Annotated in this window: 17 protein-coding genes; 9 read left to right on the top strand and 8 right to left on the bottom strand. The window is 70.4% G+C overall.

Annotated elements, in window-relative coordinates:
- Positions 1-40: 40 nt before the first annotated feature.
- Both OHA21_RS50810 and OHA21_RS50815 read right to left on the bottom strand, forming a co-directional pair.
- Positions 41-1,633 (bottom strand): xylulokinase, encoded by a 1,593-nt coding sequence (locus tag OHA21_RS50810; RefSeq protein WP_328468091.1) that lies wholly within the window; start codon positions 1,631-1,633, stop codon positions 41-43.
- A complete protein-coding gene (locus OHA21_RS50815; RefSeq protein ID WP_328468092.1) occupies positions 1,634-3,850 on the bottom strand; it encodes an aminotransferase class III-fold pyridoxal phosphate-dependent enzyme in 2,217 nt (738 codons plus the stop codon).
- A gap of 126 nt (positions 3,851-3,976) precedes the next feature.
- Here OHA21_RS50815 and OHA21_RS50820 point away from each other — a divergent pair, with 126 nt between their 5' ends.
- The 3 genes from OHA21_RS50820 to OHA21_RS50830 all read left to right on the top strand — a co-directional run bounded on the left by OHA21_RS50820 (position 3,977) and on the right by OHA21_RS50830 (position 6,947).
- Entirely contained in the window at positions 3,977-5,164 is a 1,188-nt protein-coding gene (locus OHA21_RS50820; RefSeq protein WP_328468093.1) for a PucR family transcriptional regulator, read from the top strand.
- Positions 5,165-5,174: 10 nt separating this feature from the next.
- Positions 5,175-6,290: an FAD-dependent monooxygenase gene (locus OHA21_RS50825; RefSeq protein ID WP_328468095.1), complete on the top strand. Its 1,116-nt coding sequence runs from the start codon at positions 5,175-5,177 to the stop codon at positions 6,288-6,290.
- Positions 6,291-6,614: 324 nt separating this feature from the next.
- Positions 6,615-6,947, top strand: a complete 333-nt coding sequence (locus OHA21_RS50830; RefSeq protein ID WP_328468097.1) for a hypothetical protein — start codon at positions 6,615-6,617, stop codon at positions 6,945-6,947.
- Between the two features lie 4 nt (positions 6,948-6,951).
- On the opposite strand, the gene OHA21_RS50835 is transcribed toward OHA21_RS50830, so the two are convergent.
- Complete coding sequence (locus tag OHA21_RS50835) at positions 6,952-7,404, bottom strand: YybH family protein (protein ID WP_328468098.1); 453 nt, start codon at positions 7,402-7,404, stop codon at positions 6,952-6,954.
- A 51-nt stretch (positions 7,405-7,455) separates the two neighbouring features.
- On the opposite strand from OHA21_RS50835, the gene OHA21_RS50840 reads away from it, so the two are divergent.
- Positions 7,456-7,758, top strand: coding sequence for a DUF1905 domain-containing protein (locus OHA21_RS50840; protein ID WP_328479049.1), 303 nt, complete (start codon positions 7,456-7,458; stop codon positions 7,756-7,758).
- A 974-nt stretch (positions 7,759-8,732) separates the two neighbouring features.
- On the opposite strand, the gene OHA21_RS50845 is transcribed toward OHA21_RS50840, so the two are convergent.
- Positions 8,733-9,344 (bottom strand): TetR/AcrR family transcriptional regulator, encoded by a 612-nt coding sequence (locus OHA21_RS50845; protein ID WP_328468100.1) that lies wholly within the window; start codon positions 9,342-9,344, stop codon positions 8,733-8,735.
- 66 nt (positions 9,345-9,410) lie between these two features.
- Here OHA21_RS50845 and OHA21_RS50850 point away from each other — a divergent pair, with 66 nt between their 5' ends.
- Together OHA21_RS50850 and OHA21_RS50855 are read left to right on the top strand one after the other, a co-directional pair.
- Positions 9,411-10,616, top strand: a complete 1,206-nt coding sequence (locus tag OHA21_RS50850; protein ID WP_328468102.1) for a cytochrome P450 — start codon at positions 9,411-9,413, stop codon at positions 10,614-10,616.
- Between the two features lie 77 nt (positions 10,617-10,693).
- Positions 10,694-10,888 carry a ferredoxin gene (locus tag OHA21_RS50855; RefSeq protein WP_328479051.1) on the top strand — a complete coding sequence of 65 codons (195 nt, stop codon included), beginning with the start codon at positions 10,694-10,696 and terminating at the stop codon, positions 10,886-10,888.
- Here OHA21_RS50855 and OHA21_RS50860 read toward each other — a convergent pair.
- Entirely contained in the window at positions 10,878-11,411 is a 534-nt protein-coding gene (locus OHA21_RS50860; protein ID WP_328468104.1) for a hypothetical protein, read from the bottom strand. The two genes, OHA21_RS50855 and OHA21_RS50860, sit on opposite strands and share 11 nt — an antisense overlap.
- Before the next feature lie 203 nt (positions 11,412-11,614).
- Between OHA21_RS50860 and OHA21_RS50865 the strand changes: the two genes are divergently transcribed.
- The gene (locus OHA21_RS50865; RefSeq protein ID WP_328468106.1) at positions 11,615-12,466 is read left to right on the top strand and encodes a slipin family protein; all 852 of its coding nucleotides are present in this window, start codon (positions 11,615-11,617) and stop codon (positions 12,464-12,466) included.
- Positions 12,467-12,595: 129 nt separating this feature from the next.
- On the opposite strand, the gene OHA21_RS50870 is transcribed toward OHA21_RS50865, so the two are convergent.
- On the bottom strand, positions 12,596-13,243 hold the full coding sequence (locus OHA21_RS50870; RefSeq protein WP_328468107.1) for a DUF3159 domain-containing protein: 648 nt from the start codon (positions 13,241-13,243) through the stop codon (positions 12,596-12,598).
- 91 nt (positions 13,244-13,334) lie between these two features.
- Here OHA21_RS50870 and OHA21_RS50875 point away from each other — a divergent pair, with 91 nt between their 5' ends.
- Complete coding sequence (locus tag OHA21_RS50875; RefSeq protein ID WP_328468108.1) at positions 13,335-14,558, top strand: FAD-binding oxidoreductase; 1,224 nt, start codon at positions 13,335-13,337, stop codon at positions 14,556-14,558.
- A gap of 1,004 nt (positions 14,559-15,562) precedes the next feature.
- On the opposite strand, the gene OHA21_RS50880 is transcribed toward OHA21_RS50875, so the two are convergent.
- Entirely contained in the window at positions 15,563-15,946 is a 384-nt protein-coding gene (locus OHA21_RS50880; RefSeq protein ID WP_328468110.1) for a VOC family protein, read from the bottom strand.
- Positions 15,943-16,995, bottom strand: a complete 1,053-nt coding sequence (locus OHA21_RS50885) for an arsenate reductase/protein-tyrosine-phosphatase family protein (RefSeq protein ID WP_328468112.1) — start codon at positions 16,993-16,995, stop codon at positions 15,943-15,945. Before OHA21_RS50885 ends, OHA21_RS50880 begins: the two co-directional genes overlap by 4 nt.
- Positions 16,996-17,071: 76 nt before the next feature.
- Here OHA21_RS50885 and OHA21_RS50890 point away from each other — a divergent pair, with 76 nt between their 5' ends.
- A complete protein-coding gene (locus tag OHA21_RS50890) occupies positions 17,072-17,584 on the top strand; it encodes a hypothetical protein (RefSeq protein WP_328468114.1) in 513 nt (170 codons plus the stop codon).
- The last annotated feature ends 43 nt before the right edge of the window (positions 17,585-17,627 follow it).

Genomic DNA, 17,627 nt, shown 5'->3' on the forward strand with positions numbered 1-17,627 from the left:
GGCCTCTGTCACCAGCCGACATGCCGTTCCCCCGTCCGGGTCAGCGCGTTTGCCGGTTGAGCCGCCGATACACCGGCGCGAGCCGTTTGTGCAGGTCCTGATAGATGTCGTAGACCTCGTCATAGGTGGCGTGGTCGGCGCCCGGCTCGAAGACGTGGTCGTTGCGGGCCAACGCGGTCAGATCGGCGAAGTCGATCATCCCGGCGCCGACCGCGCCGATCCAGCCGGCGCCGCGGGCGTTGACCGTGACCGGGTTGGCGTCGCGGCGGATCTCGATGCCGAGCACGTCGGCGAAGATCTGGCACCACGAGCCGGACCGGGCCGCCCCGCCGGTGATCACCATCGAGGTGACCGGGGCGCCGAGGAACTTGTCGACCGCCTTGGCGAGCCAGCGGGTGTTCAGCGCGACGCCCTCGAAGACCGCGCGCAGCAGGTCGGAGCGGGTGGTCTCCAGGGAGATGTTGAGGAACGCGGCGCGCAGGTTCGCGTCGTCGACCGGGGCGCGTTCGCCGTACAGCCAAGGGGTGTAGATGACGCCGTTCGCGCCTGCCGGGACCATCGGAATGATCTTGTCAAAGGCGTCGAAGATGGTGCCTTCGTCGCGGCTGACGTGCCCGGCGCTGACGATGGGATCGTCGTATTCGACGATCTTGTCGCGCAGCCAGGTCAGGTTGGCGCCGGCGGTGGCCTGCAGCGCGGTCATCAGATAGCGGTCCGGGATCGCGCACGGAATGGACGCGATGCCGGTCAGCACGTCGGTCTTCTTCTTCGGTACGTGCGCCGCGATCCAGGACGACGTGCCGAGGTAGAGGTGGGGTTCGTTGTCGCGGACCGTGCCGGCGCCGATCGCGGCCGCGGTGTTGTCGATCGCACCGGCCACCACCTGCACGGACGCCGGGAGACCGAGGTGATCGGCAGCGCTGGGGGCGAGCGTGCCGATCACCTCGGTGCAGGCCACGATCGGCGGGAACTTGTCCCGGTCGATGCCGCTCGCCGCGACCAGGCCGGTGTCGTAGCGGATGGCGTCCGCCCTGCGGTTGTCGGTGACCCACGAGGTGAGGATCGAGTCGACGGTCGCCACCGTGCGGCCGGTCAGCTTCAGGTTGATCCAGTCGAGGACGTTCAGGAAGGTCGCGGTCCTCGCGTACACCTCGGGCATGGCATCGCGGACCAGCAGCATGTGCGCGGCCGGATCCTTTCCGGTCACCGACGGCATGCCGCCGGTGAGGCGCAGCCAGCGCGCGATCTTCAAGATCGACATGCCATCGTACGCGGGAAAGCCGCCGAACTGTCTCCGCAGGTTCGCCGCCCCGCGCATGTCGAGCCAGCTGATGCACCGGGTCAGCGGGTCGCCGTTCGCGTCCACCGCGATCGTCCCCTCGCCCTGCGTCGACGAGCAGATCGTGGTCACCGCGCGCAGGTGCTCCGAATGCTCCCGGCCCAGGTCGGCGACCACCTCGGCGAGCGCGTCCCACCAGGCGACCGGGTCCTGTTCGGCCCCGCCGCCGGGCAGCACGTGCAGCGGGACCGGGCGTTCGGCCCACCCGGTCACCGTCCCGTCGGCGGCGACCAGGGCGGCCTTCATCCCGGACGTGCCCAGGTCGATCGCCAGCACCTGCGGCGCAATGGTCACTCAGACTCCCTCGACCTGCGCGAAGACCTGGTCGAACCGGGACAGAGCGTCGTCGATGACCTCGTCGGTGTCGGCCATCGAGGTGTACATCCGGGAGCCGGCGAGGGTGATGATGCCGTGCGCCGCGTACGCCGCGCCCATCTGCTCCATCAGCCGCTTGCGGCCCTTGTTCTCCTTGAGCAGCTTGATCGGGTTGCGCATGTCGAGCAGCATCACGCCGCTGCACTCCAGGTGCACGATCGAGCCCTGGTTGTAGGCGACGTACGGCAGCCCGTACTTGTCGATCAGCTTCTGCAGGCCGCGGGTGAGCCGGTCCCCGGCCCGGCCGGCGATCACCGGCGCGTTGGTGCGGGCCATCTCCTGGATCGCGAAGTACCCGGCCGCGCAGGACAGCGGGTTCGCCGACAGCGTGCCGCCGACCTGGATGTGCGCGCCGCTCTTGCCGTCCAGGCCGGAGCCGAAGACGCTCATCACCTCGGCCTTGCCGCCGACCCCGCCGGCCATCGGGTAACCACCCGAGACCGCCTTACCGAAAACGGTCAGGTCGGGGGTGACGCCGAAGTAGCCGGCCGCGCCGCCGAGACCGGTCCGGAAGCCGGTCACCACCTCGTCGAAGATCAGCATGGCGCCGAACTCGTCGCACAGCTTGCGAACGTTCGCGTTGAAGTCGTGCGGAACCGGGCGGGTGCCGGACTCCGGGCCGAGCGGCTCGACGACGACGGCGGCGGTGCCACCGCGTACCCGGTTCTCGATCAACTTGCGCCGCAGCGTGCCCAGGTCGTGCGGGAAGGCCTCCCGGGTCCGGCCGGTCGCGCCGAACGGGATGCCCTTGGCGTTCATCCGGAAACTGCCGGGCACGCGCAGGCCGTACACCATGGTGTCGGACCAGCCGTGATAGGCGCCGCCGACCTTGATCACCATCTTCTTGCCGGTGTGGGCGCGCGCCGCGCGCACCGCGGCCATCACGGCCTCGGTGCCGGAGCCGAGCGACCGGTACATCTCGATGTGCGGCATGTAGCGGTTGATGATCTCGGCGAGCTTCAGCTCGTACTCGTGGAACAGGCCGGTGACCGGGCCGGATTCCTTGATCACCTCGGCGACCCGCTCGTTGACCGGGCCGTAGTTGCTGCCCAGGATGGTCGGGCCGCCGGCCTGCAGGAAGTCGATGTAGACGTTGCCGTCGCGGTCGGTGAGGTGCGCGCCGTGCGCCTTGTCGACGGCCAGCGGGAACGGGTAGTTGAAGGCCAGGTTGTGCTGGACGCCGCCGGGGATGCGCTTCTTGGCGCGCTCGGTGATCTCCTTGGAGGCGGTGCACTTGGTCTCGAAGTAGTTGAGGACGTCGAGCAGGGCGTCGTGCCGCAGGCCGCGCAGTGGCTGGTCGACCAGAGCCTTGAGGCGGCGCATGGTGTCGTCGACGTCGAGGTACTCGGTGATCGAGTAGCCGAGGTCTTCCGGCTTCTCCGGGACCTCCGGCACGTCCGCGACGCTCGGCAGCTCCTCCTCGTCGGCCACCCGGATCGGCTCGACCGCCTCGGTGATCTGCGCGGCGATCCGCTTCTCGTCCTTGCGCAGCTTGCTGAACGCGATCTCCCGGATCGTCACCGGAATCTTGTAGACCTTGCCGGCCTCGCTGGTCAGCGCCATCAGATAGGCGATCGACACCTTCTCCAGCAGCGCCATGTTGAACACCGCCCGGTCCGGATCGGTGCCCAGCGCCACCACCCCGTGGTTGGCGATGATGAACGCGTTGTCCCCGCTCGCCACCTTCTTCTGCACGTTCTTCGCCAGGAACGACGTCCCCGACGGCGCGTAATCGATGATCGCCACCTCTTTGCCGAGGAAGCGCACCTGCTCATCGGTGAGCGCCGGGATCGGCTTGCGCAGAAAAGCGAGCGCGGATGCGTACGGCTGATGGGTGTGCACGATCGAGTTGACGTCGGGCCGTTCGCGGTAGATGTTCGCGTGCATCCCGCACTCGATCGACGGAACCAGCCCGCCCGCGCCGCCCTCGTCCGGAACGTGCTTGCCGTTGAAGTCGACGATGCAGACGTCCTCGGCCCGCATCTTGTCGTAGTCGTAGTTGCTCGGCGTGACCGCGTACAGCTGGTGGCCCGGGATCCGGACCGAGACGTTGCCCTCGGTGGCCTTCAGGTATCCGCGTTCCAGCATGGTGCGACACATGTCGACCACGTGCCGGCGGGACATGAGGTGTTTCACGGGCGGTGTCCGATCCTTCGGGGGTCCACGAACCTTCATCGTCATCCTGTTCCGGGTACGAAGCACCGTCTCCCGACCAGCAAGATACGACCGTACCTTTATCACCGCGTGACAAAATCGGCGACGATGGACACTCCCTGGCAGCGTCTGCCCTCCGACCTCGCGGCCGCTATGCGTCCCCGGTTGCCGGACGCCGTGCAGGCGATCGTCGCGGGCACGGCTCCGGCCTTCGCCGCGTCCGGCTCGCTCGGCGCGGCTTCCGCCGGCAAGTTCGAACGCGACGTGCACACCGCGGTCCGGGTCGCCCTCGAACGCTTCGCCGACCTGGCCGGCACCGGCGAACCGGCGCTGCCACCACGGATCCGCGAGGTGTTCGTGGCGCTCGGCGCCGGCGAGGCCCGCGAGAACCGGGGACCCGAACTGCTGCTCGGAGCCCTGCGCACGGCGGCCCGGATGCTGCTGCGGACCGCTTCCCAGTCGCTCGCCGAGGTACGCCCGGTCACCGTCGACGAGCTCATCGACCTGGCCGACGCGACCAGCGCGTACGTCGACGAGCTCGCCGCGGCCTGCACCGACGGCCTGGCCCGCCAGCTGCGCGAACAGGCCGGCGAGGGGGACCGGCGCCGGCGCCGGGTGGCCGACCTGCTGCTGCGCGGCGGCGCACCGCCCGAGGTGCTGCGCGAGGCGGCCGGCGGCATCGGCTGGCCGGCCCCGGACACCGTGGTGCCGGTCCTGTTGCCGCCCGACCAGGCGCGCGACGCCCGGTTCCGGTTCGGCGCCGACGGGGTGGTCGCCGAACGCGGCCGGGACGCCGTTCTGCTGCTGCGCGCCGGTCCCCGGGCCGAACGCGCCGCCCTCACCGAAGCTCTGCAGGGCCGGGACGCGGTGGTCGGCCCGGCGCTGGGCTGGGCCGAGGTGCCCGAAGCGGTCCGGCTCGCCGAGAGCACCCGGGAACTGGCCGGGACCGGCGCCGAACCGGTGTTCACCGACGACCACTTCGCGGCGCTGGCCCTGCGCGGTGAACAGGGAGCGCTCGCGGTGCTCTCGGCTCGCCGGCTGGCGCCGCTCGCTGCGCTGCGCACCGGCCAGCGCGAGCAGTTGATGGTCACGCTGGAGAGCTGGTTGCGGCATTGGGGATCGCGTACGGCGGTCGCAGCCGAAATGTTCGTGCACCCGCAGACCGTCAGCTACCGCCTGAACCGGCTCCGGGACCTCCTCGGCGCCGACCTGGACGACCCGACGGCCCGGTTCGAATTGCTGCTGGTCCTCGCGTACCGGGAAAAAGCGTTGGCGATCGTCGATGGGACGGAGTAAGGGTGGACCGATGAGCGAGGAAACCGTACTCGTCGTCGGCGGTGGCATCGCCGGCCTCGCGCTGGCCCGTGCCCTGCGCGCCCGCGACCTGCCGGTCGAGGTGGCCGAGCGGAGCGCCGGCGGCACCGGCGGGCTGGCGATCAACCTGCCGGGCAACGCGGTGGCGGCGTTCGCGGCGCTCGGTCTCGGCGACCGGCTGGCACGTTTCGGGCGGCCGATCGCGCGGCGCGAGTACCGGTCGGCGCGGGGGAAGCTGCTGTTCGCGGTGGACGAGGACGAGTTCTGGGGTGCGGAGGCGCGGCCGAGGTGCGTACGCCGCTCCGATCTTCTGACCTTGCTCTCCGACGGCCTGGACGTGAAGGTGCGGCAGCCGGTCGAGGTCGCCTCGCTGGACGGCCTCGAGGTCACGTTCAGTGGCGGCGAGCGGGAGACTTACGGATTCGTGGCCGGCGCGGACGGCGTACGCTCGACCGTCCGTGCCGCCCTCTTCGGCGCCACCTCGGTGAGCGCGTCGCTGCTCAGCGCCGCAAGCTGGCGCTTCATGGCGCCCAACCCGGGCGTGGACTGCTGGACCGTCTGGTCCGGCGCCGGCGGCGCCGCCCTCCTCATCCCGGTCGACGACACCGAGGTGTACGTCTACGCGTCCGCCGTCCGCGGCGGCCCGGTCGACGCCGACCCGTCCTGGCTGCACACCACCTTCGGCGGCTACCCGGCGCCGGTGCGCGCGGTGCTGGACAGCGTCCGCGACCGTCCGGACGCGCTGCTGCACTCGCCGATCGAGGAGATCCGCCTGCCGTCCTGGTCATCCGGCCGCCGCGTGCTGATCGGCGACGCCGCCCACGCCACCGCCCCGGTGTGGGCCCAGGGCGCCGCCCTCGCCATCGAGGACGCGCTGGTCCTGGCCGACCTGCTCGCCGAGGGCGACTGGGACACGGTCGGTGCCCGCTTCGAGCAGCACCGCCGCCCCCGGGTCACCCATGTGCAGGCCGCCACGGACCGCTTCGCCCGGGCCGCCGGCCTGCCCATCTGGCTGCGCGACCGCCTACTCACGATCATCGGGACGCGCACCTACGAGGAGACGTACGCCCCTCTCCGCGACCCAGCCTGGCGCACCGAGGCCTGGTAGCGACCGCCCTTAACCTCGCGCCCCGCCTTCCTTTGCGTCGCGCCGTCCCGCCATGCTTCTTCGCGCGCCGCTGCGTGCCTACCTTGCGCGCTTTCCTGGCGCTGCTTTCCTCGCGTTGCTTTCCTCGCGCGGGCGCGCCTCCTCTTGCTTTCCTCGCGCGGGCGCGCCTCCTCTTGCTTTCCTCGCGCGGGCGCGCCTCCTCGCGCGCCGCGTCTTTCTTGCGCGCCGTTACCCCTTCCTCCACGCGCCGCGCCCCCACCCCTCCTTTCGCGCGCCGCGCCGCCACCCCCTCCTCCGCGCGTCGCAACGTGGTAGGCAATGGGGGTGGATGCGATTCACATCGACACCAAGCTGCGCGCCGACCTGGCCGTGCGCGAGATGCTGGCGGCCACGTTCCGGCTGGTTCCCGACGTGCCGACCACCGTGACCACCGGCTGCGGGCAACAAGTGCCGCTGGCGATGACCTCCGGCGACCCGGACGCCGTCACCTGCCTGCCATGCCGAGCCTTCGCACAGCGCGAGCATCTGCGGCTCGCCGACCTCGTGCTGGACCTCGGCCTCGCACCCGGCAGCGTGTTCACCGCGAGCCAGGCCACCGGCGCGGTCGCGAAACTCCGGGAACTCGCGGCGAAGTTCGGCGCCCCACCTCCCCGGTGAGGCGTCACATCGGCGGGGGAGTGCCGCGAGCCAGGGCAGCAGCCAGGTCGGGGTCGGTCCGGTGCAGCAGGATGTCGGCCTGCCGGTGGGCCAGCCGCCACTCACCGTCCTCGCGCCGGAACACCAGGGTGACCCGCAACGGCCAGTCCTGAGCAGGCCGGCCACCGACGACGCCACGGTTGTGCTCCAGCACGACAAGAACAGCAAGATCACCCGAGATGTACGACTCGACCAGCTCAACCCTCGCCTCACCCCCGGTGAACCACCGAGCCGTGGCTGCCAGGGACTCGACCGAGTCGTCGAATCCGCGTACCGGATCCCCACCGAACGGCGGCATCAGCGTGTAGTCGTCGGTGTGCCTGATCAGCTCGGCGTACCGGCGCATGTCCCCGTTGATGAACGCACCAGCCGCGTCCGAGACAAGCGTCAGAAGATGCTCTACGTCCTGTTCGGCCATGCCGTCATTGTGCGGCCGTTTCTTGTCGTACCCCCGTGCCATGCTGCGCTGGTGATTGTCGAGTTCGAGGCCGAGCTGTGGATCTGGGATGCCCGCAAGGACGAAAGCTGGACCTTCGTGAGCCTGCCAGTCGAGGACTCCGAGGAGATCCGCGACTTGGTCGGCGGCCGGGCGCGCGGCTTCGGCTCAGTGCGCGTGCGAGCCACGATCGGCGGCAGCACGTGGACCACATCGATCTTCCCGGACAGCGGAAGGGGCGCCTACGTGCTCCCGGTAAAACGAGCCATCCGCAACGCAGAGAAGGTGTCCGCCGGCGACACCACGCCGGTGACCATCGAGTTGGTAGACCTATAGGCACCACAGCGAGCCCGCGAACAGACGCGGGTCAGTCAGCCGAGCAAAATAGCCGCCCGAAGCCGAACCGCCGTAGCGCGCCGACGGCGGCTCGCCGCCCTCGGCCGTAGCGCACGCTGGTTATGGGGCTGGCGTGACCGGCGTGGACGACGGCTGGCCACGCTCGGCCGTAGCGCACGCTGGCTATGGGGCCGGTGTATCCGGCGTGGACGACGGCTGGCTACGCTCGGCCGTAGCGCACGCTGGTTTGAGGCCGGTGTAACCGGCGTGGACGACGGCTCGCCATGCTCGGCCGTAGCCCATATCGGCAATCGGGTCGGTGAAGCCTGCGTGAGCTACGGCTCGCTGGCCGCCAGGGCTGCTTCGGTGCCCAGGAGACCGCACTGAGCGCCAGCCGGGCAATCCAGCTGGTCGTGACCGCTGCTTCAGCCGGTGGGAAACGACACTGAGCGCCAGCCGGGAACCAGGCCGGCCGCCAGGCTGCTCGCGGGGAAGCGGGAGGCAGCGTTGGGTGTCAGCTGAGCGGGTTGGCTGACGGTGAGGGTTGCTTGCGGGGTTGGGAGGCAGCGTTGGGTGTCAGCTGAGCGGGCTGGCTGACGGTGAGGGTTGCTTCCGGGGCTGGGAGGCAGCGTTGGGTGTCAGCTGAGCGGGTTGGCTGACGGTGAGGGTTGCTTCCGGGGGTGGGAGGCAGCGTTGGGTGTCAGCTGAGCGGGCTGGCTGACGGTGAGGGTTGCTTCCGGGGGTGGGAGGCAGCGTTGGGTGTCAGCTGAGCGGCCCGGCTGACGGTGAGGGTTGCTTCCGGGGCTGGGAGGCAGCGCTGGGCGTCAGCTGAGCAGGCCGGCTGACCGTGGGGGATGCATCCGCGGCGGGAGGCAGCACTGAGCGACAGCCGGATGGGGGTGACCCGGCCGGTGGGCGGAGTTGTCGCGGGACTGGAAGCGAGGGACGGGACGGGATGGCTCCGGTGGTCGGTCTCAGCGGGGAGTGGTGACCGGCGCCGTCCACAAGCCGGTCAAGGCGTCGATCAGTGCGTCAGCTGTCTCCGGCCAGCCGACCTCGGCGGTGCCGTCATGGAGGGCGCGCTCCAGCTCGGCGCACATGTGGACGACCAAGAGCCGGGTCATGTCGGTGCGCTGGCGCTGCACCACCGGCGGCAACGCCGGCGTGCGCAGGGTGATCTCCTGCAGCGTGAGCTGTGTGGACGGCGTGGAGAGCGCCTCCTCCGTGATCACCTCCCGCAGCACCGGGTCGGTGATCACCTGGGCGGCGAACCGGGCGTACCAGCTGTGGGGCCCGAGACCGGCGAAGTGGCCGGTGATCGGCCGGACCAGGCAGGCGGCCCAGCCGGCCAGGGTGTCCGGCAAGGTGCCGGCGGCGATCAGGTCGAGCCGGCGTTGTTCGATGTCGAGGTTGTGCGGCCGCACGATGGCGCGCATCAGATCCGCCCGGCTGCCGAAATGGTAGGCGATGACTGAGTTGTTCCCCTGGCCCGCCGCCTCGCTGATCTGCCGGTTCGAGACCGCGGCGACCCCGTGCAGCGCGAACAGCCGCTCCGCAGTGGTGACGATCAGGTCCCGGGTTTTCATCCTTGTCAGCTTAAGAGGGTCGTCTTAGATTGACGATTGTCAGTGGAGCGCGACCGAGGAGCGCCAATGACCATCGATCTTCCCGAGTACCCTTTCCCGCAACCGACCGCCCTGGAACCTCCCGCCGAGTGGGCCGAGCTACGTGCGAAATGCCCGGTCGCCGAGGTGCGGCTGGCCAGCGGCGACCAGGCTCTGGTGCTGACCCGCTATCAGGACGTGCGGCAGGTGCTGAGCGATCCCCGGTTCAGCCGACTGTTGAACGCTGACGACGCCGCCCGGGTCACCGCGAACGAGTCCGGCGGCGTCTTCGGCTCCGAGCAGGCCGAGCGGACGCCGGTCGGCGAGGGGCATCAGCGCTGGCGGCGGCTGGTGGGGCGGTATTTCACCGCGAAACGGATGGCCGCCATGCAACCGCGGATCCAGGCGATGGCCGAACAGTTGCTGGACGAGATGGTCGCTGGGGGCGCCCCGGCCGACCTCGTCTCGGCGTACGGATTCCCCTTGCCTGTCTGGGTGATCTGTGACCTGCTCGGCGTGCCGGACAGTGACCGGGTGAAGTTCGCCTACTGGTCGGACCACATGCTCAGCCTGACCCGGTACCGGCAGGACGAGATCAACGCCGCGCAGCTGGAGTTCGGGGAGTACATCTGGGCGCACATCGACGCCAAGCGTGCCGAGCCCGGTGACGACCTGATCAGCGACCTGATCGTGGTGGCCGACGCGGAGGACGGCCAGCTCTCCCAGATGGAGCTGATCGGCACCGCGCAGGGCCTGCTGGTCGCCGGGCACGAGACCACCGCCAACATGATCGGCAAGATGACCGCGATGCTGCTCGCCGACCGGGACCGCTGGGAGCAGCTGCTGGCCGAGCCGGCGCTGGTGCGGTCGGCGGTGGAGGAGGCGTTGCGGTTCGACGCGAACCCGGGTTTCGGGATGCCGCGCTACCTCACCGAGGAGATCGAGGTCAGCGGCACGAAGCTGCCGCCCGGTACGACGGTGATCAGCAGCATGGCGGCGGCGAACCGGGACGAGGAGGCGTTCGACAACGCCGGGGACATGGACCTGCGGCGTACGCCGAACCCGCACCTCGCTTTCGGCGCCGGCCCGCATTCGTGCATCGGGCAGGCGCTGGCGCGTACCGAATTGCAGACCGCCCTGAATGTCCTTCTAAACCGCCTGCCCGGCCTGCGCCTGGACGGTTCTCCGGAGGAGCTGCCGCGCCGCGAGGGCCTGATCATCGGCGGCCTGGAACGTTTGATGGTCCGGTGGTGAGCCGATGCTCGGCCTGACCGGCAAGAGCATCGTGGTCTGCGGCGGCGCCACGTTCCACGACTGAGCCGGAGGTGGCCATGCACGTCAGCGCCGACCAGGACAAATGCTGCGGCGCCGGGCAGTGCGTCCTGCTCGCGCCGGAGGTCTTCGACCAGCGCGAGGAGGACGGCATCGTGACCGTGCTCGACCCGGAGCCGCCCGGGCAGTTGCACGACGTCGCGCGGGAGGCCGCGGCCGTGTGCCCGACGAGCGCGATCAGCATCAGAGAATGAGGGCGACCACCAGGGAGTAGAGGGCGCCGGCGAGCAGCGACACGCCGGTGCCCACTCCGGTGATCGCGCTCGGATGCAACCGGGTGGCCCGGGACACCGGGATCGCGGCCAGCGCCACGGCCGTGACCAGCACCCCGACCACGTGGATCGCCGGGTAGTGCAGCAGCGCGGCGATCGGGAACAGGTGCACGCCGACCACGAACGCGATCCAGACCGGGATCAGCGACTGCCGGCGCGCCACCCCCAGCATCGCCGCGCCGATCCCGGCCACGCCGAACTCGATGCCGACGATGATCCCGTACGTGCGGCTCACCGACTCGTCGAAAACCGTCCCGTCGGACCAGTGGGTCGCCGCCACCACGGCGCCGGCCACCAGCGTGAGTCCGGAAATGACCAGTCCGCCGTACAGATAACGGCGCCATGCCGGCGGCGGCGCCTCCAATGCCCAGCCGAACCAGGCCATCGCGAAGAACCCGAAGATCGCCGCGGTCATCGCGGCATCACGGACGTACTCGGCGAGCACGGCGCCCCCTGTCGATATTGCGTTGTGGTCGATCGGAGAGTTTGCCACTCTCAATGCGGCCCCGGCGGCTCCAGAAGAAAGCGCCTCCACAGCGGACGCACTGGCGATCAAACCACGCTCGTCCCGCTGCCTTCCCGGCGACGGATCCTTCCCGTCGGATCCGCTACGGGGCCACCCTTATCTATTTGTCACAGAGGTGAACCATGTCCAAGAACCGCGAGGTGATCGTCCGCAGCGGATTCCGTGGCCTGCGCTACGTCGACGGCCGATTCGACCAGGTCCTCGAGCCGGGCCGCTACGAGATGCCGGCCGGCCGCTTCCCGGGCCGGCGCGTGCCGACCGTCGACGTCGTCTCGGTCGACCTGCGCGAGCGCGAGCTCAACATCAAGGGCCAGGAGATCCTGACCGCCGACAAGGTCGCGGTCCGGGTCAACATCATCACGCACTTCCGGGTGGTCGACCCGGTGGCCGCGATCGAGCGCGTGACCGATTATGTCGACCGCGTCTACAGCGACGTGCAGCTCGCCGCCCGCCGGTACCTGGCGTCGATGACCCTCGAGGCCATCCTCACCAACCGCAACCAGCTCAGCGAGGACATCCTGCGCGACGTCGAGGGCGTCTCGGCCGGCTACGGCGTCGAGATCATCCGCGCCGACGTGAAGGACCTGGTCTTCCCCGGCAACCTGCAGGACGTGATGAACCGGGTGCTCACCGCCCAGCGCCTCGCCGAGGCGCAGATGGTCGAGGCCCGTACCCGTGCGGACCGCGAAGCCCTCGAGGCCGTCTCGAAGGCCGACGCCGAGCGGGTCGCCGCGCAGGCCCGCGTCGAGTCCACCCGGCTCGCCGCGGAGGCCGACGCCGAGGCCAAGCGCATCCGTGCCGAGGCCGAGGTGGACGCCCTGCGCCGGCTCGCGGCTGCGGCCGAGGCCTACGCCGAGCACCCCGCGCTGCTGCGCCTGCGCGAGCTGGAGACCATGGGCGCTCTCGGCGCGAACGCCGCGGCGCGCCTCTACATCGGCTTCGACAAGCACAGCGACCGGCTCAATACCGAATAACCCTATTTGGTACGCGCGACGCCGTCCCCAACCGCAGCTACGCGTCCCCCACTACGGCGCGATCCGGGTGCCCACTCCCGGCCGCCCGGCGACCGCCGGGCTCATGCACGTTTTCGGCGGTCGGCCTTGTCACACCGAACGGTCGGCGGGCTGGTCGACCGGGTGGCGCAGGCCCGGGTGGTCCGCCGGCAGGTTGCGGCGGATCACCCACCAGCTCACCGTCAGGCAGGCGGCGACCAGTGGCCAGCTCAGCGCCACCCGCGAGACGCCCAGGGCGGTCACCATCCCCGCGCTGTACAGCGGCAGGAACACCGCCATCCGGATCAGGTACTGGCAGACCCACACCCAGCTGCCGCGCGAATACGCCCGCAGCAGTGCCGGATCCCGCCGCCATCTCGTCTTCTGGCCGAGGACGGCGCCGACGATGATGCCCAGCAGCGGCCAGCGGATCACGATGCTGACCGCCCAGGCCAGCGCGCTCGCCGCATTGCTGAACAGCTGGAGTAGGAAGAAGTTCTCGGCCTTACCGGTACGCAACGCGATCAGCGCCGCCACGGAGACACCCAGCAGCCCGATCAGCACCGCCCGGGGACGGTCGCCGGCGCGCAGCCGCCACCCGGCGACCGCGAGCGCGAAGATCGCCGCACCGATCGTGCCGCCCCAGATCGACTGGCCGCCGAGCAGCCAGCCGGCGACGAACCCGACCGCCGGCAGCGAGGCGTCGACTGCCGCCCGCCGCCCGTCGAGCAACTGCGTCAGCGATTCCGGCTGTGCCATCTCCACCCTGTCTGTTGAGGTTAGGCGAGCCTAACTCACTGTCGTGCGGCCTCTACCGATGAGTTCCGGGCGCGACACTGGTCGTACCGGCATGAGCATTCATCTTCAGCCCGGCGACGCCGGTTACGACGACAACCGCAAGGCATTGAATCCAGCGCTTGACCCGTACCCCGCCGAAGTTGTCCTGGCCGAAACCACGGCCGACGTCCGCGCCGCCGTGCTCAGCGCACGCCGTCGCGGGCTGGCGTTCGCCGTGCAGGCCACCGGGCACGGCACGCACGTGGCGCACGACGGCGCGCTGCTGCTGCGTACCCATCGGATGGCGTCCGTGCTGGTGGACCCGGACCGCCGGATCGCCAAGGTCGGCCCGGGCGCGCGCTGGGGCGACGTGCTCGCCGCGGCCGCGCCGTTCGGGCTGGCGCCGCTCTCCGGTTCGTCGCCGGACGTCGGCGTGACCGGCTACACCGTCGGCGGCGGCCTCGGCTGGCTGGCCCGCAGGCACGGCCTCGCCGCGGACAGCGTGCAGCGCGCCCGGATCGTCACCGCCGACGGCGAACTGGTCACGGCCGATGCCGACCGCAACGCCGACCTGTTCTGGGCGGTGCGCGGCGGTGGCGGCTCGTTCGGCGTCGTCACCGACCTGGAGTTCCGCCTCTACCCGGTGAGCCGCGTCTACGCCGGTGCGGTCACCTTCGGCCGGGAGCGTGCCGCCGAGACGCTGGCCTGCTACCGCCGCTGGATCGAGCAGGCGCCGGACGAGCTGAGCACCGCTCTGCTCCTGACCCGCGACGGCCGGCTCGTCGTCAAGGCGATGTACTCCGGCGACGACCTCGACCGGGGCCGCCGCCTGCTGGCCCCGCTGTGGCAGGCCGCCGGTCCTCCGCTCGCGGACACGATGCAGGTCGTCGACTACGCCGGGGCGGCTATGGGTGGGACGTTCGCGCGTACGTTCGACCAGGTCCGTGCCCTGTCCGACGACCTGGTGCACGCCCTGGTCAACGAGCCGGACACCACCGTGGAGATCCGCCACTGGGGCGGCCGCATCGCCCGCGACACCGGCGCGGCCGCTCACCGCGACGCCCCGCTCTCGGTCATCCTGGACACCGTCCCTTCGGCGCGGGTGACGGATGCGCTGGCCCGCGACGGAATCGGCAGCAGCTTCCTCAACTTCCTTCCCGACCCGTCTCGGGTCGAGACGGCTTTCACCCCGGCCAACTGGGCGGCGCTGCGCCGGGTCAAGGCCGCCTACGACCCGGGCGCTTTCTTCAGCGCCGGGCTCGCTGTCCCGCCGGCCGCCCTGCAGGCCTCCGCCTGATCTACCGTGCCCGACCAGGTACAACGCAGCCTGCTTATACGGCACCCAGCGCCAGCCGGCCTCGGCCGTCTCCCGGCGCTTCCTCGACGAGGCGCCGCTGCGCGGCAGCCGATCCTGGCCGGTCTTACCGTGGTCTCCAACCTGGCCATCGGGGTTGAACTCTCCCAACGCCGCGCCCGCGATGACCGTGGGCGAATCTCTCCACATCCGGTCTTCCGCGAAGCGCTGTGCTGACCTCTTCGAACTCACTCGTGTCCAAACTGGTAACCGAGCCGTCGTGCACGACGGCTCACCGTGCCCGGCCGTAGCGGATGCTGGCAATCCGGCCGTCGTAGCAAGCGTGGGCGACGGCTTGGTGCACTCGGCCGTAACGCACGCTGGTAATCGGACCCCTCGAAGGAAGGGTGAGCGACGGCTCGGTGCGCTCGGCCGTAGCGCACGCTGGCCTTCGGACCCTCGTAGGAAGGGTGAGCGACGGCTCGCGGTCCTCAGCCGTACCGGATGCTGGTAATCGACCTCGATAGCAAGCGTGGGCGACGGCTCGCGGCCTCGCGTCGGCCTCGGCAGCTCCAGGATCCAGCGCGCCAGCCGTAGCGCAGGCTGGTAATTGTTCGGCGATACCCGCCTCGAGCGGCTGCTTGGCCAGCTGACCGCGTTGCGCTGACTTCTTCTCCTGGCTGACCGGCGTGCCGAGGCGTTCGAGCACCGGCTTGATAGATACCGACACTGAGCGTCAGCCGGACTACTCGGCTGGCTTCCAGGGCTGTTTGCGTGGGCCGGAAACGACACTGGGCGCCAGCTGGGCGGTTCGGCTAGTCTTCGGGGCTGTCTGCGTGGGTGGGAAACGACGCTGAGCGTCAGCCGGTCGGTTCGGCTGGCTTTCGGAGCTGTTTGCGAGGGCGGGAAGCAACACTCAGCGCCAGCCGGAGGTGCCCGTGGTGGGTGCAGGTGGGCTGGGGCTGAGTGGCTTTGGGGTCGGCGCGGATGGCGGGGACGTTGGGTGGCTAGCGGGTGGCGGGCTGGAAGAGTTCGACCAGGTTGCCTGCGGGGTCGGTCAGCAGGATCTGGCTGCCGCCTGGGCCGGTGACGATGTCGCTGGTGAAAGTGACACCGGCGGCTCGTAGGCGGGTGATCTCGGTGGCCAGGTCTTCGAATTCGAGGTGGATGCGGTTGGCGCCGGCGGTTCGGGCGTTGTCGGGGGTGGCTCGGGCGCCGGAGCTGGCGGGGCCGGAGAGCAACAGGCGCAGCGGGCCGCGGATCACGTCGGCGAAAGCCGGGTTGGCGCTGGGGCCTTGGGTGAAGCCCAAGTGGCTGGTGTAGAAGTCGACGGCTGCGGGGACGTCGTCGACGAGGTAGCGGACGCTGGCGTACTGGGTCGGTGTGGTCATGGCTGGACCTCCTCGAGTAGCGGTAGCAGGTGCCGGATGCGGGTGTCGATGCCGGCCGCGGTGCGCAGATGGCCGGGGTAGTCGGTGGGCTCGGGCAGGCTCCAATGCGCTCGGCGGGGTTCGCCGGGGAAGGTCGGGCAGGTTTCGCGGGCGCGGTCGCAGAGACTGATCACATAGTCGAAACGGTGGTCGGCGAAGGTGTCCCAGTGACGGGGGCGGCTGGCGGCGACGTCGATGCCGTATTGGTCGCGCAGGACGCGGACCGCGTGCGGATGCAGGCCGGCGGAGCGTGGGTGGGAGCCGGCGCTGACGACCTCGACCCGGCCGCCGGACCGGTGGCGCAGTAAGGCTTCGGCGATCGGTGAGCGCGCACTGTTACCGGTGCAGACGAACAACACCCTCGTGCGTTGTGGGCTCGCTGCCCGCGGAACGTCACCGGAACCGGCGAAGCTTCGGCGCGGGCCGGCATGGCTGCGCGTGGGGGAGTGCGGGGTCGGGCGAGGGCTGGTGTCCATGGGGACGCGCGAGTCGGCGTGGCCGGAAGTGGCGGCGGATCGCGCGGCGGCGTGGCTGGGAGTGGCGGCGGGCGGCGGCGCGGGGAGGTCGCCGGCAGTCGCGGTGGGTGGCGGTGTGGGGAGGGCGCCGGCATGGGTGGTGCCGGCGGTGGGTGGCGGTGTGGGGAGGGTGCCGGTGTGGCTGGCCGTCGCGGTGGGTGGGGCGGTGAGTGGATGTGGGGGCGGAGCGAGGGCGGCGGGGGCGAGCAGAGCGGGGTGCAGGGTGACGGCGGCGTGGGTCAGGGACTGGGCGCAGCGGTCCAGGTGCAGGTGGTAGTAGGTGTCCCGGCCGTCGAAGGTGCTGCGGGTGGTGGCTAGCAGGCCTGCCTCGCGGAGCAGGCGCAGGTGGTAGGAGACCAGGTTCTGCGGCTCGGCGGTCAACGCGACCAGGTCGCGGACTCGCTGGTCGCTGAGGGCGAGCTCGGTCAGCAACCGCCACCGCAGTGGGTGGGCGGCCAGCCGGAGGAACGCCGGAGGCGGTGGGTGGGACGCCACGACCGCCAGAATACATCAAATCAGTTTGATGGAAAGAATGAGCATAAGATCTCGTCGAATCGACGAGGGGGAATCGATGAGGTTGCAGCCTGCCGGGAAGCCGGCCGCGCCGCTGGTGGTACGGGGAGTAGCGGCCCTGCTCGCGGTCATCGCGGTGCTCAACGTGGTCCGGGCCGCGGTGCACGTCGTGACGATTTACGGCGACGAGTCGTGGCGGGCCTCGAGCCGGCTGGTCAGCGCGGTGCTGAACGGCTTCACCGTACTGTTCTCGGTGTTCGTCCTGGTGCTTGCGCTGTGCCTGTGGCGCGGGCAGATGTGGGCCTGGATCACCAGCATCACGCTGTGCGCCGTGGCGCTGCCGTGGGGCGCGATCATGTTGCTGCCCCAGCTGATCGGCGGCGACTTCCCGCGGATCGGGCTGGCCATCCTGGCGCCGGCCCTGCTGATGCTGCTCGCGCTGACTGTGCCGGGTTCCGCGCGCGGGTTCTTCAAGCAGCGCCCGGCCGCGGTGCCGACCGCCCACTACCAGCCGGGACCGTGGCCGGCCGCGCCCGGTGACGGCAATCACCGGCCGTATCAAAGCCCCTAAATCGGTCGACAACGACGCCTGTCGCTGGGCAGCATGGCCGTCG

It is taken from the genome of Actinoplanes sp. NBC_00393, assembly GCF_036053395.1.
GTDB lineage: Bacteria > Actinomycetota > Actinomycetes > Mycobacteriales > Micromonosporaceae > Actinoplanes.